This is a genomic window from Nocardia sp. CY15 (assembly GCF_009829295.1).
GTDB classification, from domain to species: domain Bacteria; phylum Actinomycetota; class Actinomycetes; order Mycobacteriales; family Mycobacteriaceae; genus Nocardia; species Nocardia sputi.
Genome location: NZ_VUOT01000017.1, coordinates 44,355 through 68,979, shown reverse-complemented (window position 1 = coordinate 68,979; position 24,625 = coordinate 44,355). Strand labels below are relative to the sequence as shown.

General features: G+C 65.6%; 21 protein-coding genes and 1 tRNA gene. 7 read left to right on the top strand and 15 right to left on the bottom strand.

The genetic code is table 11. The annotated features are described in order from the left end of the window. Positions 1-58 precede the first annotated feature (58 nt). The 8 genes from GVY39_RS19870 to GVY39_RS19835 form a co-directional block, all read right to left on the bottom strand. Positions 59-1,714 (bottom strand): S8 family serine peptidase, encoded by a 1,656-nt coding sequence (locus tag GVY39_RS19870; RefSeq protein ID WP_201295275.1) that lies wholly within the window; start codon positions 1,712-1,714, stop codon positions 59-61. A 270-nt stretch (positions 1,715-1,984) separates the two neighbouring features. After that, positions 1,985-2,926, bottom strand: coding sequence for a GlxA family transcriptional regulator (locus GVY39_RS19865; RefSeq protein ID WP_159926704.1), 942 nt, complete (start codon positions 2,924-2,926; stop codon positions 1,985-1,987). Positions 2,927-2,935: 9 nt separating this feature from the next. Continuing rightward, positions 2,936-4,732, bottom strand: a complete 1,797-nt coding sequence (locus GVY39_RS19860; protein ID WP_159926702.1) for an NAD(P)/FAD-dependent oxidoreductase — start codon at positions 4,730-4,732, stop codon at positions 2,936-2,938. A 27-nt stretch (positions 4,733-4,759) separates the two neighbouring features. After that, on the bottom strand, positions 4,760-5,563 hold the full coding sequence (locus GVY39_RS19855) for a TauD/TfdA family dioxygenase (RefSeq protein ID WP_159926700.1): 804 nt from the start codon (positions 5,561-5,563) through the stop codon (positions 4,760-4,762). A 25-nt stretch (positions 5,564-5,588) separates the two neighbouring features. After that, complete coding sequence (locus GVY39_RS19850) at positions 5,589-6,503, bottom strand: L-tyrosine/L-tryptophan isonitrile synthase family protein (protein ID WP_236565552.1); 915 nt, start codon at positions 6,501-6,503, stop codon at positions 5,589-5,591. A 504-nt stretch (positions 6,504-7,007) separates the two neighbouring features. Further along, positions 7,008-8,153, bottom strand: a complete 1,146-nt coding sequence (locus tag GVY39_RS19845; RefSeq protein ID WP_159926696.1) for an acyltransferase — start codon at positions 8,151-8,153, stop codon at positions 7,008-7,010. Positions 8,154-8,157: 4 nt separating this feature from the next. Continuing rightward, positions 8,158-9,336, bottom strand: a complete 1,179-nt coding sequence (locus tag GVY39_RS19840) for an acyl-CoA dehydrogenase family protein (protein ID WP_159926694.1) — start codon at positions 9,334-9,336, stop codon at positions 8,158-8,160. A gap of 11 nt (positions 9,337-9,347) precedes the next feature. Then, complete coding sequence (locus tag GVY39_RS19835) at positions 9,348-10,163, bottom strand: SDR family oxidoreductase (protein ID WP_159926692.1); 816 nt, start codon at positions 10,161-10,163, stop codon at positions 9,348-9,350. Positions 10,164-10,488: 325 nt separating this feature from the next. On the opposite strand from GVY39_RS19835, the gene GVY39_RS19830 reads away from it, so the two are divergent. Then, entirely contained in the window at positions 10,489-11,742 is a 1,254-nt protein-coding gene (locus GVY39_RS19830; protein ID WP_159926690.1) for a cation:proton antiporter, read from the top strand. Further along, positions 11,739-12,446 (top strand): HAD family phosphatase, encoded by a 708-nt coding sequence (locus tag GVY39_RS19825; RefSeq protein WP_159926688.1) that lies wholly within the window; start codon positions 11,739-11,741, stop codon positions 12,444-12,446. The genes GVY39_RS19830 and GVY39_RS19825 overlap by 4 nt, the downstream gene beginning before the upstream one ends. Before the next feature lie 41 nt (positions 12,447-12,487). On the opposite strand, the gene GVY39_RS19820 is transcribed toward GVY39_RS19825, so the two are convergent. Then, on the bottom strand, positions 12,488-13,438 hold the full coding sequence (locus GVY39_RS19820) for a GlxA family transcriptional regulator (RefSeq protein WP_159926686.1): 951 nt from the start codon (positions 13,436-13,438) through the stop codon (positions 12,488-12,490). Positions 13,439-13,544: 106 nt separating this feature from the next. Between GVY39_RS19820 and GVY39_RS19815 the strand changes: the two genes are divergently transcribed. After that, positions 13,545-14,804: a KasA/KasB family beta-ketoacyl-ACP synthase gene (locus tag GVY39_RS19815; protein ID WP_159926684.1), complete on the top strand. Its 1,260-nt coding sequence runs from the start codon at positions 13,545-13,547 to the stop codon at positions 14,802-14,804. Positions 14,805-14,821: 17 nt separating this feature from the next. Here the strand turns inward: GVY39_RS19815 and GVY39_RS19810 are convergent, their stop codons facing one another. The 3 genes from GVY39_RS19810 to GVY39_RS19800 all read right to left on the bottom strand — a co-directional run bounded on the left by GVY39_RS19810 (position 14,822) and on the right by GVY39_RS19800 (position 16,749). After that, positions 14,822-15,238, bottom strand: coding sequence for a helix-turn-helix transcriptional regulator (locus GVY39_RS19810; protein ID WP_159926682.1), 417 nt, complete (start codon positions 15,236-15,238; stop codon positions 14,822-14,824). Continuing rightward, positions 15,238-15,894, bottom strand: a complete 657-nt coding sequence (locus tag GVY39_RS19805) for an SRPBCC family protein (protein ID WP_159926680.1) — start codon at positions 15,892-15,894, stop codon at positions 15,238-15,240. Before GVY39_RS19805 ends, GVY39_RS19810 begins: the two co-directional genes overlap by 1 nt. Before the next feature lie 117 nt (positions 15,895-16,011). Next, the gene (locus GVY39_RS19800; protein WP_236565550.1) at positions 16,012-16,749 is read right to left on the bottom strand and encodes a TetR/AcrR family transcriptional regulator; all 738 of its coding nucleotides are present in this window, start codon (positions 16,747-16,749) and stop codon (positions 16,012-16,014) included. On the opposite strand from GVY39_RS19800, the gene GVY39_RS19795 reads away from it, so the two are divergent. Both GVY39_RS19795 and GVY39_RS19790 read left to right on the top strand, forming a co-directional pair. After that, positions 16,742-18,043, top strand: a complete 1,302-nt coding sequence (locus GVY39_RS19795) for a lipase family protein (protein WP_159926678.1) — start codon at positions 16,742-16,744, stop codon at positions 18,041-18,043. The two genes, GVY39_RS19800 and GVY39_RS19795, sit on opposite strands and share 8 nt — an antisense overlap. Positions 18,044-18,795: 752 nt before the next feature. Beyond that, positions 18,796-20,019 carry an alkane 1-monooxygenase gene (locus GVY39_RS19790; RefSeq protein ID WP_159926676.1) on the top strand — a complete coding sequence of 408 codons (1,224 nt, stop codon included), beginning with the start codon at positions 18,796-18,798 and terminating at the stop codon, positions 20,017-20,019. Between the two features lie 23 nt (positions 20,020-20,042). Here GVY39_RS19790 and GVY39_RS19785 read toward each other — a convergent pair whose 3' ends face one another. Next, complete coding sequence (locus GVY39_RS19785; protein ID WP_255466225.1) at positions 20,043-20,795, bottom strand: MBL fold metallo-hydrolase; 753 nt, start codon at positions 20,793-20,795, stop codon at positions 20,043-20,045. A gap of 864 nt (positions 20,796-21,659) precedes the next feature. Between GVY39_RS19785 and GVY39_RS19780 the strand changes: the two genes are divergently transcribed. Continuing rightward, positions 21,660-22,844, top strand: coding sequence for a cytochrome P450 (locus GVY39_RS19780; RefSeq protein WP_236565548.1), 1,185 nt, complete (start codon positions 21,660-21,662; stop codon positions 22,842-22,844). A 173-nt stretch (positions 22,845-23,017) separates the two neighbouring features. Then, positions 23,018-23,091, top strand: a tRNA-Pro gene (locus tag GVY39_RS19775). Positions 23,092-23,134: 43 nt separating this feature from the next. Here the strand turns inward: GVY39_RS19775 and xerC are convergent. Beyond that, the gene (xerC, locus tag GVY39_RS19770) at positions 23,135-24,400 is read right to left on the bottom strand and encodes a tyrosine recombinase XerC (protein WP_043704103.1); all 1,266 of its coding nucleotides are present in this window, start codon (positions 24,398-24,400) and stop codon (positions 23,135-23,137) included. Further along, entirely contained in the window at positions 24,400-24,624 is a 225-nt protein-coding gene (locus tag GVY39_RS19765) for an AlpA family transcriptional regulator (protein ID WP_043704100.1), read from the bottom strand. The genes xerC and GVY39_RS19765 overlap by 1 nt, the downstream gene beginning before the upstream one ends. Position 24,625 lies beyond the last annotated feature (1 nt).

Genomic DNA, 24,625 nt, shown 5'->3' with positions numbered 1-24,625 from the left:
CAGTCTCCCCTACCCCGCGGTGGTACACCGCCACCTGCGAAGGGCGGCGTTCGGTGGGTCACCGTACCGGCAAGGGACTAGGGATCGCGGGCTCGGCCGCCCGCACTGCGGCGAGCGCGTTCACCCTGCCGTACCCGTACTTGTCGCTGTGCCCGTCGGCGTCGTAGCCGCCGCCCTGCGAATCGATCTTGTCGCAACTGCCCTTCAACAGGTCTTTCACCTCGGTCCACGTCAGATCCGGATTCACCGACAGCATCAGGGCCACCACCCCGGCGGCGCCCGGGCAAGCGCTGGAGGTGCCGCCGAAGTCGTTGGTGTAGTCGCCCGCCGCATCCCCCGACGCCGCCGTGCCGGGGTTGTAGCCGCGGGCGCCGTGCCGGTCCACCGTCCAGATTCCCGGCGTGCGGGGGTCGGGATGTCCGAAGGGCCGGTGCCCGAAGTCGCTGCTGGGGAACGCGCACCACACCGCTTTACCGAAATCGCTGTACACGCTGCGTTTGCCGGTGTCGTTGCACGCCGCGACCGCGATCACTTTCGCGAAACCGGCATAGCCGTCGTTGTCGACGGATTCGTTGCCGTTGCCCGCTGCGAACAACACCACACAACCCTTGCCCGCACGTCCGGCGCCGACGGCGTGTTCGATCGCCAACCTGGTGCTCGCCGGTAGCGGCACCACCCGGTTGTGCACCGGATCGTTCGGCTCGAACCATTTCCCGTCGGCCGGCCCCCAGCTGCACGAGATGACGTCGGCGCCGTGATCGGCGGCCCACACGAAGGCGTCCGCCTCGGCCTGCGATCCGAGTCCGGAGGCGAGCCGGATGGGCATCAGCGCGGCCTGCGGCGCCACGCCCGACGCTGCGCCCGTGCCGTTGGCGCAGGCCACGCCCGCGCACGCGGTGCCGTGGTTGTCACCGTTGTCGGGACCGGTGCCGAAGGTGTCCTTGGGACGCGGATCGCTGGTCTTCGACGTCACGTCCCGCGGCGCGACCACCTTACCGGCGCCCGCGAATTCGGGATGGTCGATATCGACACCGTCATCGATGACGGCGATCGTCACCCCGGCCCCACGGGTGAGGGCATGAGCGGCTTCCACTGCCGCGTGCGCGTCGATCGTGACACCGTCGATGGTGGTCTTCTTCAAATGCCACTGCTGAGGAGAGATCGCCTTCCTTGAACGGCGCCGGATCAACTCCGGGTGGCAATTCTCCACATCGTCGCGATCGAGCAGCGCGTTGGCGATATCGAAGACCCGCTGGCCGGTGCCCTCCGGCGCTGCCGTGAAGTAGGCGTTCCTCGCATACGAAACCCTCTGCTTCACAGTGAGCTCCGCTGCGTCCAGCACGGCGAGACAATGCTCGTGCGCTACGCCGTCGACGAACTTCACGAAGATGTTCTCGGTGTAGAGCACCGGTTCCTCGGTGCCGGGGTCGACCAGGACGTGCCCGGCGAACCGCACCTCCGGCGCGGCTTCGAGCACCGGCTTGCGTTCTTCCACCGACCTCGACCCCGCGGGCAGCCGATATACCTCCACCCCGGCCTCCGGGTAGGCCTGCACCAGCGTCGCGTCATCGAGTTCGCCACTGAGCGGTGTGGGCACCGACCCCGATTTCCGCCGGATCCCGCGACCGCTGTGCGTGCGCACCACGATCAGATCGGGGCTCTGCTCGAGTTCGAAACCGGGATCTTCTCTCGTACCGAAATTCGCTGTGGGCACCGTGATCTCCTTCGCCATGGGGACCGAGCACCTGTGAACCTAGCTCCGGCCACCACGAAAATACCGAGTAGCGCGGTACTCGCCTTTCGGCAGGTTCGGACTCGGCACACTCGCTCGGCCGTCACGCCGCTTGCACCCGGCGACCGGACCTCGGTCGGGGACACCCGCCCACGGCGCGAGCAGCCGACGGGGATTCTCGCCGCGGATCCGTATTCTCCACGCGAATCCACGGCGAGAGCCGGCCTGCGCGCGGACGAGCCGCGCAATCGGTCAGCGGAAGGCCCGCCGGTACGCCTGAGGCGTCACACCCACGGTCTTGCGAAAGACCTTCCGGAAGGCGGCCACCGAAGAGAAACCCGTCTGGCCGGTGATGCACTCCATTGTGAGGATGGTCGTCTCTAGCAATACCTGGGCCTTTCGCACCCGGGCGGTCTGGAGCCACTCGTTCGGCGTCATCCGGACCTGCTCGTGGAAGCGCCGGATCAGCGTGCGCTTGCTGACTCCGGCTCGCTCCGCGAGATCGAGCACGGTGATCTTCTCACCGAGCATCGTCTCCGCCCACTCCAATGTGGGATTGATCGACTTGCTGTCCGCCTCCGAACGCGGACGTTCCGCGATGAACTGCGCTTGCCCCCCGTCGCGTGTCAGTGGCATCACCGAGAGCCGGGCGGTATCCGCCGCGACAGCGGTGCCGTAATCCTGCCGAACCATATGGAGGCACAGGTCCAGTCCCGCCGCGGCGCCGGCCGAGGTCAGGATGCTCCCGTTGTCCACGTACAGCACCGTGGGGTCCACGCGGACCCGCGGATAGCTTCTCGACAATTCGGTAGCGGCCATCCAATGCGTCGTTGCCCGCCTGCCATCGAGCAGGCCGACCGAGGCGAGCGTGAACGCACCCAAGCAGATCGATGCGACCCTCGCGCCGCGCTCATGGGCACGCATCAATGCCCTTCTCAATCGCTCCGATGGCTGCGCCCGGTAACTCATCGCTCCTGGGACGACGACGGTTCCGGCCTCCTCCTCGAGAAATTCGATGTCACCGAGGCATGAGATCCCGAAGAACTTCGACGGAACGTCGGAGCGCACCCCGCATACCTCGACTCGGTATGCGGGCTCGCCATCCTCCTGTCGGGCACGGCCGAAGATTTCGATGGGGACCGAGAGATCGAACGGAATCACATCATCGACGGCCAGAACAGCCAATGACCTCATGTCCTCGACCTAAACGACTTGCTGGTCCGCTTCCGGCCCGGCAATCACCAACCCCGCTCGGATCAAGCGCTTCAAGGCCCGCCCCTGCAACACCGTCAACTGTGGCGCCAGCTCCGACCACCGGGCGGGGCCTCGGGTCAGCGTTTCCCATAGTTCCTTGCCGCCGTCCCGTTCCAGGCACCGCACCTCGATCTCGGGGTCCGCCGCGGAATAGATCCGGTGGCACGGCACGGTGTCGGCCAGTGGCGAAGGCGCGGCGTCACCGTTGGCGAGGAGGTCTCGCCAGTACGCGGCCAGCCCGTCACGCGCCTCCTGGGGGATCTCGAACGGCGGCGACATGCCTTTGAAGCCCGGTATGTCGGCTCCCATGCCCGAGCGGATCCGTGCGTCTTCCGACAGCGCCACGATGTCGCCCTGCGCCAGTTCGACCGCGTCCGCGGCGGTGAAAGCCCGCAGATAAGGTCCTTCGGTGGCGAGGTCACGCGGGTCGCGGGTCCCCTTCGTCATGATGTTCAGCAGGTCGGGCACCAGCGCGGTGTTCAGCAGCGCCTGGAACGTCCCTTCGGTGGCGTTGTCGACCTCCACTCGCCGCCCTTGCGCGCTCCAGTACGGGCTGTCGGGATGCGAACGCGAGATCTCGTGGTACCACTGGTCGATGCTCAGCGCCCATGTCTCCGCCATCCCGCGCCACTCGACGTCGTAATCACGCCAGAGGTCTTGCTTGGCTTGCTCGTCCAACTCCTTGTCGAATGTCTTCCGCAGGACCAATGCGGCCGCCCAGGCTTGGGTGACGGCGAAGGACATCCCGGAAGAGAACAGGGGGTCGACGAAGTACGACGCGTCCCCGACCGCCATCCAGCGATCCGAGTACGAGCCGAAGCACTCGCTGATCCGGGAATAGTTGGTCGCCGTCAGCATCTCGGGACGAATCGGTTCGGCGTCCGCGACCAGGTCCTGCAGTACCGGGATCGACTTGATGGTCTTCAGGAAGATGTCCGGGTCACGCAGATCCACGCGGGCGATCGATTCCGGATTGGTGACGATACCGATCGACCACACGGTTTCCCGAGTGCCATCGACCAGACGAGGCGTCGGGATGTACCACACCCACCCGTGCTCGAAGGCCACCGCGTAGATCGGCGACAGATCCTCCGCCCGGAAGACGTTCCAGTCACCCGCAGCCCGTTGCGCCGGCACGCAGTTGCGGTAATGCGACCAGACGGCCACATTGCGGTACTCCGAAAGCCATTGCTTGTCCCGCTGCGAACCGCGGGCGGCCACCTGATTCGCCCGGCCGGACGCGTCGACGAAATACCCGGCCCTGACCTCGGTGCCGTCTTCCAGGACGACCGTGGCGTCCTTCGCACCGGGGAGGAACCGCACGATCCGCACTCCCTGGAAGACGTGCGCACCACAGGATTCGGCGTGATCGAGCAGAACGGTGTCGAATTCGGCGCGATTGACGTGAACCGACCATCGGTACACGCCGTCGACCAGGTAGTCCGAGTGCTCGAAGAAGCCCACGAACGGCCGCTGGGTGTCCCACTGGTAGATACCGCCGAACTTCTGGATCCAGCACTCGCTCGCGAGCACCTTCTCGAGAGCGCCGCTGGCTTGCAGGACGGGAACCAGTGGATGCGCTCCCGATTCCCCGATGTGCTCGCGGGGGAACACCTCGCGGTCGAAAATCGCCACGCGCAGGTCTGTTTCGCGGCACAACATCGCGGCGAGAGTGGACCCCGCGGGACCACCGCCCATGATGACGACGTCGTACTCGGTTGCTGGTCTGGAAACTTGTGGAGCCATTGACGTTCCTCTCCGATGGCTGATTGCTCAGATGATTTGAATGCGCTGAAGATGCCGCGAGACCGATCCGGTGAACGCATTCCTGCCGTGCAGCAGAGCGTGGTTCTCGACCACGACGATGTCGCCGGTCCGCCACTGGTGGGCATAGCAGTAGCGCGCGTCGTGCAGCCGCTCGCGCAGGTCCTCCATGACGCGCACCCCGTCCTCGGCCGAGATTCCCTCGACGGTCAAGAACAGCGGATTGGCGTAGCGCGCCGGATCCAGCGGCTCGGCGTATCGGATCGTCGTCTCGCCCGTGACGGGATGCGTTCCGAGCAGCGGCCATTCGGCCGAGCCACCGTAGTGCGCGAGTTTGTCTGTCCGGTATGTGATCGTGGTGCGAGCCCAGAGCTCCTTCAGATCTTCCGGCGCCTCCCGGTAGACCTGAACGCTGTCACAGAACACGGTCTCGCCGCCGGCGCCCTCTCCTCGCACGCACTGGAAGAGGAAGAACCGCGGCACGTGCTCGGCGAACGCCCCGTCCCAGTGGAACGGGACATCGTCCCGGTCGAAAAGGTAGTTGTCGGGAGTGTCCCGGACCACCAGATCGAGAATCGACCCGAAGTTCCACTGAAGGATCTCGCCGGCCGCGCGGCAGTAGTTCTCCAGTTCCGGTTTGCCGAGCAGGCCGAATCCGCGCAGCACGACCACTTTCTCGCTGAGCGTCGTTGCGAGCAGCTCCTCGATCGGCACGTCGGCGAGGGTCTGCCCCTCCGTCGCGGACGCCACGAGACGACCGAACGGCCGAAGCCGCTGCCCTCCCAGCAGCAATTCGCTCGAACTTTTCGTCATGACCTTATGACCTTCCTTACACTCGCTAGGAATCGGTTTGCGGCGTCCTGCCGAGGACGAAGTGACTGGGGCGACTGTTGCGCCATACCAAGCGAGCGCCCAATTCCTCGGCATACATCCGCTTGACCAGCGTGTGGCTGGTTCCGTCGTCGAGCACCACGCCGTGCCACGGCGTCAGCCAGCTGTCCTGGGTCCGCAGGAGATGGAAACCGATCTTCTCGGAATGATTCGCCTGCGGATGAATCGACAGTCGCACCGCCTCGGTGAAGATCTCCGCCATCAGGCGGCTCCACGCTTGGCTGCGCTGCACCACTTCGTACGCCGTCTCCTTCGACCGGTTCCGCCGTTGGGTGGCGGACAGGTCGGGCAGCAGCACGGCATTGTCCTCGACCATGAAACGGTGGATTCCGTTGAACATTCGCCGTGCGGCAGGATCGGCGCGCACCGCTGCGCGTAGTGCGCCGATGCCGTCCGAGTACTCCGCCAGCAGACGCCGCCTGCGTTCGTCCCAGGTCATCTCGGGCATCGCGTCCCGCAATCCGTACAGGCCGATGGAGCCGCCGCCGGTCGACCGGATCATCCGGCGAAGCTCCGCACCGTAGTGATCGACGTGCACGTCCGGGATTCCGAGCGTGTCGCTGAAGACATGGCCGTCGGAACAGATGGTCACGATCGCGCCCGGCCGGTAGACCGACGAGATCTGGTCACAGAATCCCTGCAGCGACTCGATCGCCAGTGCCTCGGCCATGTCGGGCAGACGACCGAGCGTCTTGCGGCGGTTACGCGACTTCGCCGGGAACGCCGGAATGACGAAATGGACCGGCGTACCGGCCTCGATGTACCGGATCACCTTGGGCAGGTGCGGTGCGAAACACTCCGCGCACGGAGCCAGCTCACACACCGACTTCGGCTCGGCGCTTCGCCGGCGCGCGAAGACCATGCGAAGTATCTCGGTGGCAACCGATTCCGCGTCATGGTCGTGTCTGGAGTAGGACTGTTGTCGCCCGAGCTCTTGGAGACGCTCGGACCCGTTGTCGACAGTCGTATTCATTACTACCTTCCGAACATACGACACAACGAGCGCACACAACCGGACCGCACGGCGCATTTCCGCGATTCACGCGGACCGGACCGTCGGTGAATTGTCTGCGATCAGAATGCCTGAGCGGGATTCGAAATCAGGAAGGAGACTCCGTTCGAAACCCCGTATATGCGAACCCTAAAAGTTCATAACCAGATGCGATTCACGTAATTCATTTGATCGAACACCCCCCCATATTCAGAACTCGTTCCCTGACTCAGAACACATCCCAGGATACCGCCGAGGCGGCGGCGAGGCAACCGAATTGTTCCCACCGTCGATAAAACGTGAATCGGAGGCCCGTGGCGCACCACGAGCCTCCGACCGGAAAATTTCCGCTGATTTCGAGAGCGATCCGAAGGTCTAACCGACCACCCTTTCTCCGACGCTGGGAGCTCGCCTCGGCCGAGCGAACCGACGCATAGCAGGTGCTTCCACGAAGGTGAACAACATCCAAGCGGCGAGGATGTTCAAACAGAATAAAAGGACGATTATCAGCACGGCGACCGGCACACTGAACGTGGCGGCATCCATGAGGCGGCGGACATAGAACAAAGTGACGCCCTGACAGATATAGAAGGCGAAGGAGATCTCACCGAGCTTGACCGAGAGCCGGCTCGACAGGAACCGTGACGTCCCCTCGATGTCGGACTGGGCGGCCGATCCGATCAGCAGGGCGAGCGGAACCGCGGTCGCCAGGACGAAGCCGACGTAGAACGGCGTGTACATCGCCACCACATAACCCACCCCGACCGCAGCCACCGCGGCCCAGAGCGGAATCCGTATCCATCGCCCTTCCATCACGATGCGCGCCACGAACACGCCGAGGAAGAATTCGAACAGACGCGACGGAGGAAAGAGGTAACCGAACCACAGCTGCAGAACGGGAATCGGCGTGAGTTCGGATTTCTCGGAGCCGGGGACGACGAAGGCCGTCAAGAGGACGATCACGGCAATGCCCGCCACCATGGCGGCGGCTCCGTGCCACAGATACTTCCTGTCGATTCGCAGCACCGCCGGTATCACGAATGGAAACAGAACATAGAACAGCAGCTCACAGGACAACGTCCACGACGGCGTGTTGACTCCTGCATTGATGTAGTTCTGCGGGAACCACGCATGGAGAAGGAAGAGATTCGGCAACCAAGCTTTCCATGGCGTGATAGCCGCGGCGAAAAGAACCATCGACGCCACCCAGAGCGTGAGGTGGTTGGGGAATATCTTGACCACTCGTCGCCGGATGAACTGCAATTTGCTCGATCCCGGTTTCCACGACCAAGTCAGGACGAAGCCGCTCAAAATGAAGAAGAAGGACACCCCGAGGAATCCCAACTTCCCTACAGCCCATGCCGCGTCGTACGCGACGTCCGGATCGGCGAAAAGATTGACCGGCTTGTAGGGAGGTATCGGCGAGTTCGGCAGCATCACGTGGAAAACGAACACCGAGAGCGCCGCGAAGAACCGCAGTCCGGTCAGGGACGGCAGCCGTTTGCGCTTGTCGATTTCCATCGGATCAGCCCAGCCCTACGACGAACGGGAACTCCGGCCTGCCGCCCATCAGGAAGGCTCCGGTGGACTGGATCACCTGGTCGTGCGCGATGATGTGCCGCGCCATCGTGTTCATGTCGCGCAGCCAGATATCCAGCGGATCCGGCCGGTAGATCGAATCCGTACCCACCAGCTCGCACAGGCGGGAGACGATCCGCAGCGCGGCGCGGAAAGCATGGGTCCTGGCCAGCGCGGTCGCGATCCTCGTGTCCGGTGGCAATTCCGCGAAACGGTTGCCCTCCAGGGCGTCCCACAGTGCCTCCACCGTGTTGACGACGGCGCCGCGCGCGACGATGTACTCCATCTCGCACTCGCCCAGCAGGTACTGCGCACGGTAGTTGTCCGCCCATTTCTGCCCGGCCGCGGGCACTGTCTTGCCGTCCGCGAGTCCGCGGACGTAGTCCAACGCCGCGCGCGCCGTACCCAGCGGTACACCGGGCATGATCCGGGCCAGCGCTTCGGGCTCGGCCAGCTTCCCGCTACAGCTCTTCCTTTCGCCGAACGCGAAGGAATAATGCTCGGGGACGAAGAGGTCCTCGACCGCGTAGTCGTTGCTTCCGCTGCCACGAAGACCTGTGGTGTCCCAGGTGTCGAACACGGTGACCTGATCGCGGCGCATGAAGAAGAGCCGGACGACCGGCCTGCCGTCCGCGGTCGCCTCCGGGATTCCTCCCGATGTCACGAATGCCCCGCCGATGACCAGGTCGGCATGCGTGATCGCGCTGCCGAACTTCCATCGTCCGGTCAGTCGATAACCACCGGGGGTGCGCTCGGCACGGCCGGCCGGGAAGATCAGACCCGCCGTGATCAGGTCCTGGCTCGGCATGAGCTCCGCGATCGCCTGCTCGTCGAGATATCCCGCGTAGATGCCGGTGGCGGCGCCGATCATGGCACACCACCCGGTCGCCGTGTCGCCGTACGACAGGGCCTCGACCACTTCCAGCTGCTCGAGGGAGGTCAAGCCGGGACCGCCGATCTCCGAGCTGAAACCCATTCGGTAGACGCCGATCTCGCGGAGTCGCTCCACGATGTCCACCGGAAGCTTGCGCTCGGCATCGATCTCGCTGCGGCGTGCCGCCAAATCGGGCGCCAGGGAACGTACCGCCTCCAGCAGGGAGGTCGCCGAAATTGTTGCTGCAGTCATCGTTCGATTTCCTATGCCAGAGAGGTTTCGTGCGATTCGGACCGATCGCGCAGGAGCAGCTCGATCGCCGAGGTGGTCTGCTCGGGTCCCAGCGCGGAGTAGCCGCCGTCCACGGTCCACTCGGCGCCGGTCACGAAGCTCGCCCTGGACGAAGCGAGAAAGGCGGCCACCTCACCGATTTCCCGGGCATCGGCCGCCCTGCCCAGCATGTGGAATCGGGAGGCCACCGCGTCGGTCCGCGCCCGGTCCCCTTCGGTGATCTCATCCATCACACGCGACCAGGTCCAGCCCGGCGAGACACTGTTGACGCGGATCCCGTCACCGGCGTATTCCAGCGCGAGACTTCGGGTCAGTTGCAGCAACCCGGCCTTGCTCACCGGGTATTGCACTCGCCCGGCCTGCGCGATCCGTCCACTGGGCGAGGTGAAGTTGACGATGGACCCTCCCGCGTCTCGCAGAGCGGATCGCGCCTGTCCGCACAACATCGCCGTACCGACGACATTGGTGTTCAGCACCTCCAGCCACTGTGCCCGCATGTCCGCGGTGGAGCCGTCGTCGCCGTAGACGCAGGCGATGTTGACCAGAGCGTCTATCCGGCCGTGCCGGTCGACCGCGGTCGCGACGAACGACCTGATGGACGAATCGCTGCGGAGATCGATCGGCACGAAGACGGCGCGATCGCCGATACCGGCGGCCGTCCCCTTCCCGCCGTCCGCATCGATGTCCCCCAGCACAACATTCGCGGAATACCCGGCGAAGACCCGAGCGACCTCCGCGCCGATTATGGTTGCCGCACCGGTTACGAGTACCGTCTTACCTTCGAACAACGTCGACTCCCCTCAGCTGCGCCCTCCGACTGGCTCCAGCCATAGATCGAAGTATTCACAACCAAAAGAGCGACCAGCCAGTCCGATTCGCGACAGACATGCACTCCTTTGCGCCACACGCTCCGGACCCCGTACCGAACGTGGCGTAGGTCACTCTCCCCCCTCATTCGCCGCGCGGTTGCGATATCGTCTCGATGCAGGTAGTCCATCTTTCGGGGGTTTCCGCACCGCGGTTCGACGTACGGACAGACCGCCTGCGAGGGTCGAATCCGACCTCGCGATCTCCTCAATGCCGAACGGAGTCGAGGCGTTGCCGAGCAACCAAATGATCTTGTTATTGCTGGACCTCGTACTCATCGTGGCCGCGGCCCGGCTGCTGGGATGGCTGGCCGAGAAATGCGGCCAACCCCCGGTTATCGGCGAGATCGTGGCAGGAATACTCGCGGGGCCGACGATCCTCGGCGCGGAGCTGTCCGCAGCGGTGTTTCCGCACGACATCCGGTCGTATCTCACGGCTTTCGCCAATGTCGGCGTGATGATCTTCATGTTCTCGGCAGGCCTCGAGATGGATCTCCGCTCGCTCGCCGGTCGCAGGCGGTCGGTCACCGCTGTGGCGGTTTCGGCCTACGTCGTTCCCTTCGCGCTCGGTTCCGCGATCGCGATCTGGGCGCTGGCACGGCACGGTGAAGGAAATCGGCTGACATTCGCCCTCTTCATCGGGTGCGCGTTGGCCGTGACGGCGTTTCCGGTGCTGGCCCGCATCCTGCACGACCGCGGGCTGCTGGGCACCCGCCTGGGCCAGTCGGCGATGACCAGCGCCGCATTCGACGACGTACTCGCCTGGTGCGTTCTGGCGGTAGTCATCGGTATCGCGCAGCCCGACCTCGATCACCAGTGGCGGATACTACTGTTCATCCCGCTGGTCATGGTGTTGTGGTGGGCGGTGCGTCCGGCGCTGTGCCGTATCGCCCGCAGCGGGTCCGAGAAGAACACCGGCAACATGGTATTCATCGGCGTCGCGGGCGCTCTGCTATTGGGAGCCACCACCGAGTGGCTGGGCCTGCACCTGATCTTCGGCGCGTTCCTGTTCGGTGTGGTCTTCCCCCGGCCGCTGCGCACGGCCGTCGAGGACGGCGCCCGACTGCTGAGCAGTATCTTCCTGCCTGCTTTCTTCGTGGTCGCCGGCCTGCAAGTGGATCTCGGCGCGCTCGACCGCGCGGGCGTCGTCGAGTTCGTCGCGATCATGTTCGCCGCCCTCGTTGGCAAGCTGGGCGGCACCTACGTGGCGGCCCGCTGCGGCGGAATCGACCGGGTGGAGTCCGCGGCCCTCGCCGCGCTGATGAACACCCGGGGGCTGACGGAGCTGGTGATCCTGAACATCGGACTGACGATCGGCGTCATCGGCCAGCAGTTGTACTCGCTGCTGGTCATCATGGCCTTGGTCACCACCGCCATGACGGCACCGTTGCTGAGAATCTGCGGCGTCACCCGCGCGGTGCGGCACGGTGACCCACCGTCGGCTACAAAAGAGCCGGAACAGGAGGTCGACGCCGCCGCGCAGACCGAGGCTCGAGCATGACGCCGCCCAGAGAGCAGGACCCGGGATCCTTCCCCGCGCCGGAGCTGATCGATCGAAAGGTCGCTGTCCCAGCTGTTTTCGTCGACGTCGATGAAACGCTGGTCCGGAGCGTAACCTTCCTGTCCCTGTTCGTCTTCGACGCGCGGCGCCGGGGGCACGGCGCCGAAGCCGACGCCGTGCTTCGAGAGTTCCGGACGCTTCGTGCGGCAGGCATGAGCCGCGGCGAATCACATCGGTGGTTCTATCGGCACTGGGCCGGCCGTGACACCGCCGACCTGCGGCGTACCGGAAAAGACTGGTTCGCCTCCAGTTCCGCGGACCCGGCTTTCTTCAATGCCGCCGTGCGGCGACGACTGGACGAGCTCTCCCGCACCGGCAGTCGCATCGTGCTGGTCTCCGGCTCGATCGCCCCGGCGCTGGAACCGATCGCCGAAGCCGTTGGCGCGGCAACGGTTCTGTGCACGAAGATGGAGACGGCCGCCGGAAAGTACACCGGCGACGTCCTCGCGACGATGGTCGGTACCGACAAGTCCGCCGCCCTGCTGCGGTATGCCGAACAAGCGGCCATCGATCCGAAGGCGTGCATGGCCTTCGGCGATCATCATTCCGATGTCGCGATGTTCGAGCTGGTGGGTCATCCGGTCGTCGTCGGCGACACCGACCCACGACTGCGCGATTATCCCGCGCAACGGCTTCCCGGCTAGGGCCCGAGCCCCCGGCCGAGCAGTTCCCGGAGGCGCGCCGTTCAGTTCCCGACCGTGAACATGCGCCGGTACTGGCCGGGGCTGACACCCAGATGACGTTTGAACACCGCCCGGGTGTTGGCGGGGTTGCCGAGGCCGACGCGGTAGCCGATCTGATCGACCGGGAGGCCGGTGGTCTCGAGCAGCTCTCGAGCCTGATTCAGGCGCGCGCTGGTGATCCACACATGCGTGGAGGTTCCGGTTTCTTCGCGAAAGCGCCGGATGAAGCTACGGCGCGAGAGATTGGAACGCCTGGCGAGGTCCTCGATCGAATGCCTGCGATCGAGGTTCGCGAGAATCCACGCGCGTGTCTCGGCGAGCACGCCGGAGGAGGTCTGCGGCGAGAACTGCCGGGTGTACTGCGCTTGGCCGCCCTCACGGACCGGCGGCGCCACCAGGTCGCGGGCGCGTTCGTTCGCGGCCGCCGCGCCGACGTCCTTGCGCACCACGTGCAGGCAGAGATCGATTCCGCTGGTGACCCCCGCGGAGGTCATCACGTCGCCGTCATCGACGAACAATCGATCGGAATGAACGTCGATGTCGGGGTATCGGCGCTGAAGCAACGGCGCGGCGCGCCAGTGCGTCGTAGCGGGCCGGCCGGCCAGCAGGCCCGCCGCGGCTAGCGCGAAAGCGCCGGTACAGATCGACAACATTCGCGCACCCCGTGCGTGGGCGTCGCGAAGCGATCGGATCACGGGGTCCGGCAGTGGCTGCTCGTAGGTGGAATAGCCGGGCATTATCACCGTATCGGCATGGCGGAGAGCCTCCAGCCCGGCCGTCGCCACATACGACAGCCCAGGAATCGAGGTCGGCACGGTCGGCGATACCGCGCACACTTCGAGGCGATAGTGGGGGTCCGAACCGAACACGTCGATCGGAATCGCGGCGTCCAGAACCACTACTTCGTCGGGAATGACGACCGTCACACGACGCGTTCCCCCATCCGGTTGCATGGCCCGATCGTAGCGGTGATCGGCACTCGGGCTACTACCCCGCGGTTCCGGCACGCGCATAGCCTCGCTGGAGCATCTGAGCCGACGAGCCGAAAGAAGGGGTTTGATGTCCGATTTGGCGGACTTCTCTACCAGCAACGGAGGATTCCGGGGTGTGGTCGTGACTGCTATCGAGATGTCGACCGCTGTCGGCGCCGACACCGACGCCACCTGGAAAGGACTCCTCGCCGGCGAAACCGGGATCGCCAAGGTACAAGACCCCGACTTCGAGCGCTTCAAGGTTCCCGTCGACATCGGCGGCCAGTTCAAACTGGATCCGACCGACGAACTCAGCCGCGTCCAGAAGCGACGCATGTCGTATGTCCAGCAGATCGCCTACGTCATGGGCAACCGGATCTGGGACACCGCGGGCCGGCCGGAAGTCGATCTCGATCGACTGGGCGTCTGCATCGGCACCGGCCTCGGTGGCGCCGACACGATCATCGAGTCCAACGACCAGATGCGGGAGGCGGGCTACCGCAAAGTGTCCCCGTTCGCGGTGCCCATGGCCATGCCCAATGGCGCCGCGGCGGTGGTCGGGCTGGAACTCGGCGCGCGAGCCAGCGTGATCACGCCCGTCTCCGCGTGTGCTTCCGGATGCGAGGCGCTGGTGCACGCGTGGCGTTCGATCATCCTGGGCGAAGCCGACATCGTCGTGGCGGGGGGCGTGGAGGGCCGGATCAATCCGCTCGCGGTGGCCGGGTTCTCGATGATGCGGGCGCTGAGCACACGGATCGATGAACCCGAGCGCGCGTCACGCCCGTTCGATCGGGACCGAGACGGTTTCGTCTTCGGCGAGGCCGCGGCCCTGTTCGTGCTGGAGTCGGAGGACCACGCACGGGCTCGGGGGGCGAAACCGCTGGCTCGCCTGATGGGCGCGGGCCTCACCGCCGACGGGTACCACATGGTTCTCCCGCACCCGGACGGCGCGGGAAACATTCGAGCCATGCGTCGTGCGCTCGAAACGGCGGGGGTGAGCGCTTCCGACATCGATCACGTCAACGCCCATGCGACAGCCACTCCCTTCGGCGACCTAGCGGAGGCCAGGGGAATCCGAGAGGCGGTGGGCGGCCACGCATCGGTCTACGCGCCCAAATCCGCTCTGGGCCACTCGGTGGGCGCGGTGGGCGCGGTGGAAGCCGCCCTGACCGTGCTCAGCGTGCGGGACGGCGTGGTGCCGCCCACGTTGAATCTCGACAATCAAGATCCCGAGATCGATCTCGATATCGTCCACGGCAGCGCCCGGACTCAGAAGATAGAGTACGCGCTGAACAACTCGTACGGTTTCGGTGGCCACAACGCGGCCGTCGTGTTCGGCCGCTGCTGACGGAGTCGTGCGTGCGGTCACCCGTAACGGGCTTGTCCGTCGGCATCCGCTGTGCCGGTTCGATCGGGCTCGGCGCCGCGGCGTGCTCGTTTTCCGCGAGCGATCTCCGTCGCGAGAGCGTCGAGCGGTTGGGCGAACCGATGTAGCGGGTCCGTCAGCCCGGTCAGCCCGGTCAGCCAGGCCCGGGCGGCGTCGACGCTCGCGGGGTCGAGGGTGTACAGCCGTCGAGTGCCCTCGGCGCGGACGTGCACCAGCCCGGCATCGCGCAGCACCTTGAGATGTTGTGAGACGCCGGGCTGGGAAATCGGCGTGTGCTCTCGCACGGCCGCGACCAGCGCACCCGCGGGCTGCTCGCCCGCCGCCACCACTTCGAGGATGAACCGGCGAACCGGGTCACCCAGTGCCTCGAAGATCTTCGCTGGGGACCTGTCCATCAAACCTGAGAGCCGCCTTCCGAGGCGCCGGTATAGAACGCGACGGTTCGCAGCGCCGCCGCGTTCGCGGCAGCCGGGTCGTCACCGCCGCCCACTGCGGCCTCTGCCCAGCCGAGAGCCGCCGTGCGGATGAAGGCCGCTCCCTCGGGCGTCGTCGGAAACGCCATGGCCTCGGCCTGGTCCACCCGAACTCCGCTCGACAAATGCAGCCCCAGTCCCATCAGGCCGAGATCCCACCCGACGCCTACAGCACCCGGTCCGTACTGCGACCAGAACTCGGGATCGACCGGAGCCTCGTGTACCAACTCCAACTCGGTGCCGTCTCCGGAAGGCGTGAGATCCACCGTCAGCCAGGAGATCTGCGGCCCCATCTCCCATGTCACGGCGAACCGCCTCGGCGCATCGCACTGTTCGACGACACCGTTGGCATTGCCCTCGAGCTGATAGCGGCCGCCGACCCGCAGGTCACCGCTGACGGGCAGGAACCAGCGTGGGATCCGCTCGATGTCGGTGAGGGCGTCCCAGAGATCCGCCTGATCGGTCGGATACGTGCGCCGGGCGACAGCGATCCTGGTCGGCGTGCCGTCGCGAGATCCGGTGCGGACCTCGCGGGTCACGAGCCCGGCGATGGCGGCGGGATCGGTCAGCAGTGGCATGACATCCTCCTTGATAAGCCTTGACTTATATTAGGCTCCGATGCGGCGAACGCAATACCCCCGGAGCCCTTCCGGCATCGGCGCGCGTACGACCGGAACACATACCCACCGAGCACTTCAGCCGTTGCGGGTCAACCCCGCGATCGCGCGCAGCGCCGAGATCATCCCCGTCACCGGGATGCCGGGATCGATCGACCGGAACAGGCCCAGCCCGACACCGAGCGCCAGCACCGCGACCGCGGCCTCGGCCCGCGATCGCTGGATTTCGAGGTCGTCCGGGGTTCCCAGGGCCGCGCCGACCATGCCGACGATATTGTCGAGCCGGGTCGCGAGTTCGTCGCGGAGGTGGTCATCGCGCCGAGCATGGACACTGAACTCCAGCTCCAGTTGCGTCCAGTTCGGATCACCGACAACCCGTTCGGCCCATTCCGTCATCCGTTTCAGACGGTCGGTCGCCGTAGGCGCCGCGATGATTTCGGCGACCTCCGCCGCTCGCTCGGCGTGAATTTCGTCGAGCACCGCCAGGCACAGGTCGTCTTTGGTGCGGAAGTTCGAATACACCGCCCCTTTGGTGAAACCGGCGGCCTTCGCGACCTTGTCCAGAGTCGTCGCCTGATACCCGTCCCGCAGAAAAAGCCGTTTTGCGGTGGCCATCAATTCGTTGCGCGTACGCGCCTGGCTCTGCGCTCGAGTCGGCCGCGAACGCCCTGCCCCCCGCAGCGGCCGACACTCATCGATATTCCCAGACAATCCATACCCCTTACAGATACTCTCAGTATCCGATTCTAGATGCCATGGGTATCCCAATCGCAGGAAGGATCGCATCGTGAGGAGTCGAATACTCAGATTGGCCACAGCCCTGACGGGAACCCTCATCGTGGCCGGGAGCGGGGCGGTCTCGGCCCCACACGTGTGGGCGGAACCAGCCGCGGAAGCGGTGGCGGGCGACGAGTTCTACATTCCACCGGCGTCGCCCGGGGGCGCGCCGGGCTCCATCATCCGGACCGAAGCGTCACGGCTGGCGATTTCCGTCCCGGGAATCGGCGGATCGATCCCGGCTTCGTCGACCCGCATCATGTACGTCAGCAGCGATACCCACGACGCCAGGACGACGGTGGTCGGTACATATCTGGAGCCGGCAGCGCCGTGGACCGGCCCCGGTGAGCGCCCGCTGATCGCGTACGCGGTCGGCACGAAGGGGCAGGGCGACCAATGCGCGCCTTCGAAACTGCTCGCGCAATTCATCCAATACCAGCCTCCGTTCGACGTCATCGTGGAATACGACGTACTGGCGCTGTACACGCTGCTGGCCCGCGGCATGGCGGTGATGGTGACCGACTACCACGGGCTGGGAACGCCCGCGGTGCACGACTACCTCAACCGTAAAGCTCAGGCCTACGCCCTGCTCGACTCCGCGCGTGCGGCGCTGCAATTGCCGGGCACCAGCCTCAACCCCGGCTCGCCGGTCATTCTGTACGGGTACTCCCAGGGCGGCATGGCGTCCGCGGGCGCGGCCGAATTGCAACCTGCTTATGCCCCTGAGCTGAACGTACAGGGCGCTTACATCGGCGGGCCGGTGGTGGACGACCAGTACTTCATCGGGTTCAACGATGGCCGAGCCCCACTCGGACCGGCTTTCGCGTGGATCCTCAACGGCATCGCGGCCAACTATCCCGAAACCCGCCCGGTGCTCGAGTCCGAACTCAACGACACCGGCAAAGCGATCCTGCGGGAGTCCATGGAGAAGTGCGCCGTACCGCTGGGACTGGCACAGCAGTTCCCGAACACGTCGCAGTGGACCACCAGCGGGCAACCGCTCACCGCGGTGATCGATCAGTCCCCGGTGTTGAAGTCGGCGTTCAGCCAGCAGCGGGTCGGCACGCTCACCCCGCGGGTTCCCGTCCTCATCTCCTCGAGCCCGAGCGACGAGGGTGCGCCTTATGTGCCCGTTCGCGAGATGGCCGCGGGGTGGTGCGCCAGCGGCGTGCCGGTGCAGTTGAACGCGAACGTCGAGCTGCCCAGTGTCATCACCGGGTTGCGGGCCACCCACGTGCTGGCGTTCTTCCCCTCGCTGGTCGGATCGCAGCAGTGGATCACCGAGCGGCTCGCCGGACAGCCCGCACCGACCAACTGCGGGGCCCTGCCCTGATTTGCGAAAACACGCCCGACTCGGATACCGTCGGTATCTCGATCGGAGACTCGGCGCAGCGCCGCGCGCAATCGCGCAGCATCGGCTCGTAGCGCCGCGATCTCCATGCACGGTGGTCGGCCGCGGTTCGGTTTCACGACCGAGCCGCGGCCGACCTGCCTGCCAGGGTCGTCACAGATCCCCGCACGGCAGGCGAGTTCCGCCAGAAGGTCCAGCCCGAGGCGTCCCAGCTCCAGAGCCGGTGGGCTGATTGCAGGAAATTTGCTGTTTGAGGTATCGCGTGACTGGTCGAGATCGGCACAGAAAGGGTCGCATGTCGGAGTTGGCTCACCCCCGCCGACCTGAGCCGCTCAGGTGCGCACACCGGTGATACTCGGAGATCCGGCGCGGATCCATCCGTGTCCGACACCGCGTCGCCGACTGCCGGAAGACCGGAAGTCGATGCCTTACTGTCGAAATATTCACCTCGACTATGCCACCGACGACGACCGGCCGACGACGACCGAGCTCGCCGAATCCGGTCACCGGGCACCGAACCGGACACCAGTCGCACGAGGCCGCTACCCCCGGCAGGTCGCGGCCGACCTCGCCGCACCGAATGATCGTGAGTCGGACACTGCCCGCTCAGAGGGCGCTTTCGACAGTTTTCCGCCATCCAGCGAACTTCCAGTTATCCTGGATGAGCGTGCAAAAAGTCCGCGTTGTCCGCAGTCAGAACTGTCGGTTGAGTGTCCTCCTGATGGATCGGCGAGATGACTATGACGATCTTCGAGCACACGAAAGCCCGTGATCCCAAGCGATACCTGTGGCTTCTGGGTTTGATCGCCCCGGGTTGCGCCTTGCTTCCCTCCCAACTGGTGTTGCTCACCGGGTTGGAGGTGTTCTGGTGGATCGGCCCCATCATCGTGCTGGTTGTGATTCCACTGTTGGATTGGGCGGTCGGCGACGACGGAAGCAATCCTCGCGACGAGGATTACGAGGCGCTGTCCAACGACCGCTATTACCGGTGGTGCACCTTTATGTTCCTGCCGATGCAATTCATCGGCCTGCTCATCGCCGGATATCTGTGGAGCAGCCACGAGTTGAGCCTGGCCGACAAACTGGGCTTGGCCGTGACTCTCGGCTTCGTCTCCGGTATCGGCATCAACGCCGCGCACGAACTCGGGCATCGCGCCGAACGCCTCGAACGCTGGCTGGCCAAGATCGCGCTCGCCCAGTCCGGGTACGGCCACTTCTTCGTCGAGCACAACCGCGGCCACCACGTTCGCGTCGCCACACCCGACGACCCCGCCAGCGCCCGCTTCGGGGAATCACTGTGGCAATTCATGCCGCGCACCATCGTGGGCGGATTCCGTTCCGCCCTCGAGCTGGAGCGTCAGCGCCTGGCCCGCAACGGAAAACCCTGGTTCAGCCCCACCAATCATCTTCTGCAAGCCTGGGCGATGAGCGCGGCGTTGTTCATCGGCTTGATCGCGGCCTTCGGCCCCGCCATCATCCCCTACCTCGCCCTGCAAGCACTCATCGGCGCAGGTCTGCTGGAAACCGTGAACTACGTCGAACACTATGGATTGCTGCGCGCCCGCCGCCCCGACGGCCGCTACGCACGCTGCTCACCGCGCGACAGCTGGAACAGCGACCGTCTGGTGACGAACATCTTCCTGTTCCACCTCCAGCGCCACAGCGACCATCACGCCAACCCCGGCCGCCGCTACCAGACCCTGCGCAGCTCCGAACAGGCCCCCCAGCTGCCCGCCGGTTACGCCACGATGGTCGTGCTCGCCATGATTCCCCCGCTGTGGCGCGCGGTCATGGATCACCGCGTCTTCGCCCATTACAACGGCGACATCACGCGCATCAATATGCAGCCTCGCAGGCGGCGGCTCCTGCTGCCGATCCGGCATGCGCGCAACGACGCGCAGCCTGCCGCGGACCCCCGCGCCCACAGCATGAGCCAGTCGACCCAGTCGGACCGATGACGGGCGGCGAGAGCCGCCGAGCCTCAACGGCGCAGGCGCTCGAACTCCGTCGCGCAGTGCGCGGAGAACACCGTCACCGTGTCGGCATTGTCGCGGACGAGTTCCCGTAGCCGCTGCTGGTTGTCGATGCGAGACGGGCGCCGAGTGTCCATCGCCCACTGAAAGGCGCGTAGCCCCGGGGGCATCGACGGCTTCTCGGCCATCTGCCCGTGGAAGGTATAGGCGTCCCCGGCGTGCAACAACCAGCCGTTCCCGGTGTCCACAGCGACTCCGACGTGACCGCGTGTGTGTCCCGCCAGCGGAACAACAAGAATCTCCGACGGCAGACCGCGCAGTTCGCGCACCGCCCGGAAGCCGAACCAGCGCTCCTCCCGGCTGTCGGACTCGTCATAGACCGACCACTTGGGTCCGTGCTCGAACTGCACCGGCCGATACCGGATCTTTTCGCGACGGCCGTACGCCCCTTCGACAGCCTCCAACTCGTCCCGGTAGACATGCACGGCCGCCCGGGGGAAGTCGGCGAGCCCGCCCGCGTGATCGAGATCGAGATGCGTCACGATGATGTCGCGGACATCGTCGCGGGAGAATCCCAGCGCTTCGACCTGACGCGCGATCGGCTGGTCGAGAACCGGATTCGACCGGCGGATGAGTTGCCGCCCCACCCAGACATCCGGCCGAACCAGTGCCTGCTCGCCGTAACCCGTATCGACCAGGGTCAACCCAGCAGAGTGCTCGACCAACAAGCAATGACACGCGCCGGCTGCTCTGCGCAGCACCCCCGGGCGGCCATCGAACAAGCGGCCACCCGAAGGACGGGTTCCCCCAGCATCCAAGTGATGGACACGCACCAGTCCCACTCCTATCCGTGCCGGCCACGCTACACGCCTATTTCGAATGCGGCGAGCCTGAAGGCGCCGAATCGACTCTCGCACTTCGACTACCGGCATCACAGTTGTCCCTGCTATCGATGCGCGCACCGTGAGTGCGTCAGCGCCCCGGTGCTCATGATCCCGCAACCGAAGCGACGGACAGCGATCCCATCGACGGTCGTGCAGATACCGTCATCGGACGCGATTGACGCGCACGATCGCGGTCACCGGCGGCTGACACCACTTCTTTCGAGGGCGCTGCCTCACTGGCTGAATGGTCCACTGCCGGACCGGACCGCTGTCCCAGATTGTTCGCGCTGCGAACGATGACGGAAATGAGTATGCTCCCTCAGCGTTAGTCGAATTACGCTGCGATCGAATACGTTTGGGCAAACCAATCGGTTTGACCACCGGGTTCGGCCGCGGCGCCAATTGCCGACGGCATAGCAGGGGAGTTCAGAAGTGTCGAGGTCGTACCGGGCACGCGGATCGTCAGGATCCACGACGCGCCCAGCGGGCCGGCGACGATCCGCGCCACCCGCGTGTCATCGGCCTCCCGTACTCGGCTTCCCGCGGTAGCCGACTCAGCTATTCCTCGCACGGCCGGACCCGCCTACGCCAGAGAAGCCGTACGGATCCTGTCGATGATTCCGTATTCGCTTTTCAGGAGCCTGTTGTGACTATTTCGTCGTCTCTCGTGCTGGGAGCGAGACCACCGGGACGTCCGGCGCTCCGCCCGTCCGCGCCGCTCGATCGCTACGGTGCGCGCCGGTGAAACTGTATTCGGACGAGTTCGCGGCCGACCCCCATGCCGCCTACCGGCGAATGCGCACCGATCACGGCCCGCTGGCCCCGGTCGAGGTAGCACCGGGAGTGCCGGCGACATTGGTCATCGATTACCGCACGGCGTTGAGCGTCCTCACCGATCCTTCCCGTTTCTCGGCTGATCCGAGCCAATGGGAAGAAAGTGCTGCCACGCGGTGTCCGGTGCCGTGGGCGATGCGGTGGCGGCCGGACGCGTTGCGCACCGCGGGAGACGCGCACTCCCGCTACCGAACGGCTGTGACCGACAGCCTCGATCGGATCGACCTGCACGCGCTGCGTCACACGGTCGAACGCACCGCGGTGTCGCTGATCAACGGTTTCTGCGCGGACGGTTCGGTGGATCTGCTCAGCGAGTACGCGATCCCGCTCACCGTCGGGGTGCTCGAGCAGGTACTGGGATTTCCGCCGGAGACCCGGCAGAACGCGTACACGGCGATGACGAACTTGCGCGACGCCGTCGACGAGACCTCGGTGGAATCCGGTCATCGAATGCTCACCTCGGCGATGCTCGAGGTGATCTCCGCCAGACGGGTAGCACCGGCCAGGGATGTGGCGTCCTGGCTCGTCCAGCATCCGGCTCGATTGAGCGAGACCGAACTCGTGCATCAAATGGCCATGTTGTACACGACGGGCGCCGAACCGACGTGGAACCTGATCGCGGTCACCGTACTGTTGCTCGTTACCGACGAACGCTTCGGTGGTGAACTGCTCGGCGGAGCGCTGTCCACCCGGGACGCGATCGATGAGGTGCTGTTCACCGATCCCCCCGAGTCGATTTCCTGCATCAGATATCCGCGTCAGCCCCAGATCGTCGGGAATATGTGGCTGCCGCAGCATCAACCGGTGCTGATCGGTTTGGCGGCATGCAACAACGATCCCGCCGCGGTGGCCGACGATCGCCAAGGCAACCGTTCGCACCTGGCGTGGGGCGCCGGGGCACACACCTGCCCCGCCCAGTCGGTCGCCATGGTCGTCGTCCAGGAAGCGCTCGACCAACTACTGGACGCCCTGCCGGAGATCCGGCTGGCGGTCCCCGCCGAGGAATTGCGGTGGCTACCGAACTCCTTCCACCGCGCACCGGCCACCGTCCCGGTGACCTTTCCCCCGTCCCCACCTCTACCTTTCCCTTGACACGACGCCTCCTCCGCGAACAAGGCCGCGCCATCGCCGACAAGTAGGCCGCTTGCCCACCACCTACCCCTCCGCACCGGTCGACCACCCCCCACAACACACTCTGACTAGGCGATTAGCACCGCCCCCACCTCGTGCGGTAATCTCTTCGAGCGCCCGCACAGCGGACGCAACGGGCTGTGGCGCAGTTTGGTAGCGCACTTGACTGGGGGTCAAGTGGTCGCAGGTTCAAATCCTGTCAGCCCGACATAGAAAAATCCCCTCCGACCTGCATCGGAGGGGATTTTTTCCTACGGGACCGCCCGCAGAGTTGGGGCCAATCTGGGGCCAGACTTGCCCCGCAGGTGCCGCGACAGCTGATTGCCGTCCTCCTGCAATGCCGCGATATCCGGGTGTAGGTACCGCTGCGTGATCCTGGGATCAGTGTGCCCGGCGATCCGCTGAAGCCGATGCAGCGGAACCCCGGCATCCGCGAACCATGTCAGCCCGGTATGCCGGAGATCGTGACGCCGCAGATGCTCATATCCGAGCTTCGTCACAACCTCGTCCCAATGGGTCGCATCCCGCAGCACTCCCGTTTGGATGCGACCTCCCCGAGGCCCGACGAACAGCCGAGCATCCAACAGCGCCTCTCGCCGCTGCTTCTCGCTCGCCTCCTCCTGGCCACGTTCAACGCGGGCGCGCGCCTCGTTGATCCGCCTGAGGATCAGCGGACGAATCTCCTCGATCAACGGAATCGGACGCGACCGCTTGCCCTTCGTGCCCTTGTCTTGCAATCCACCCGGCCCCGGCGTCGTCTGCCGCCGCAACGTCCACACCCACTGCTCGGTGTCGATATCCCGGACCCTGCAACCCGAAACCTCCCCGATCCGGGTCGCCGTGCAGGCCGCGAACATCACCACATCGCCCCAGCCGCGAAATCGGCCGGCCGATGCTTCCGTGAGCGCCGTCATCAACTGCTCGAGCGTGGCCCAATCCGGCAACGCCAACGCGCGCGGATCGTCGAGCTCGTCCTCGCGCCGCGCCAGCTGCCGACGCCACCCGCTCACGTCGACCCGGTTGCGATCGATCACTTCGTCGCGCACGGCTTGATCCAGGACCCGCGCCAGTGCTGCCAAGGTGTTCTTGATCGTGGACTCTCCGCAGCCGTCCGCGATCCAGCCGGTCACCGCCCGATCGGCCAAACCGGTTGTGATCATGGTGACCGGCAGATGACCCAGTGTCGGCACCACCCGACGCCGCCAGCCCGCCCGATACGGATCGAGCGTCTTCGGCTCCACGCCCCGCATCGCGGTATCCCAGTGCGCATTCCCGTACTCGGCCAGCGTCGCAGTCGCGGTCTTCGGATCTACACCGCGCAGGGCCGCCTGCTCGATCCCCGAAATCCAGTTCTCGGCTTCCTCCTGGGATTCGAACGTCTTCGACCTCGTGTCCCGGGCCTTGGCCACTGGATCGGTCCAGCGGACCCGAGCCCGAACCATCCCGCTTTTGCCTCGGACCTCGATATAGCCTCGGACTGCGACCCCGAGCGGAATGGCGTCGATGCGGTCGCTCATCACGCCGCCTTCGGATCGATGCGCCTGCTCGACAGGTACTCCATCACGTCGGCGCCGCTGTAGCGGATCACACGATCGGAGATGGCTACGAACGGCGGCCCTTGCGGCGCCTGGCCGGTGCGCCAGCGGCGGAGGCTGGAGGCATCCACCTTCAGCAGCGCAGCAACCTCCTCGGTTGTGTACCAGGCTGTCGGGTCCAGGTGCAAGTAACGATCCGTGTCCATA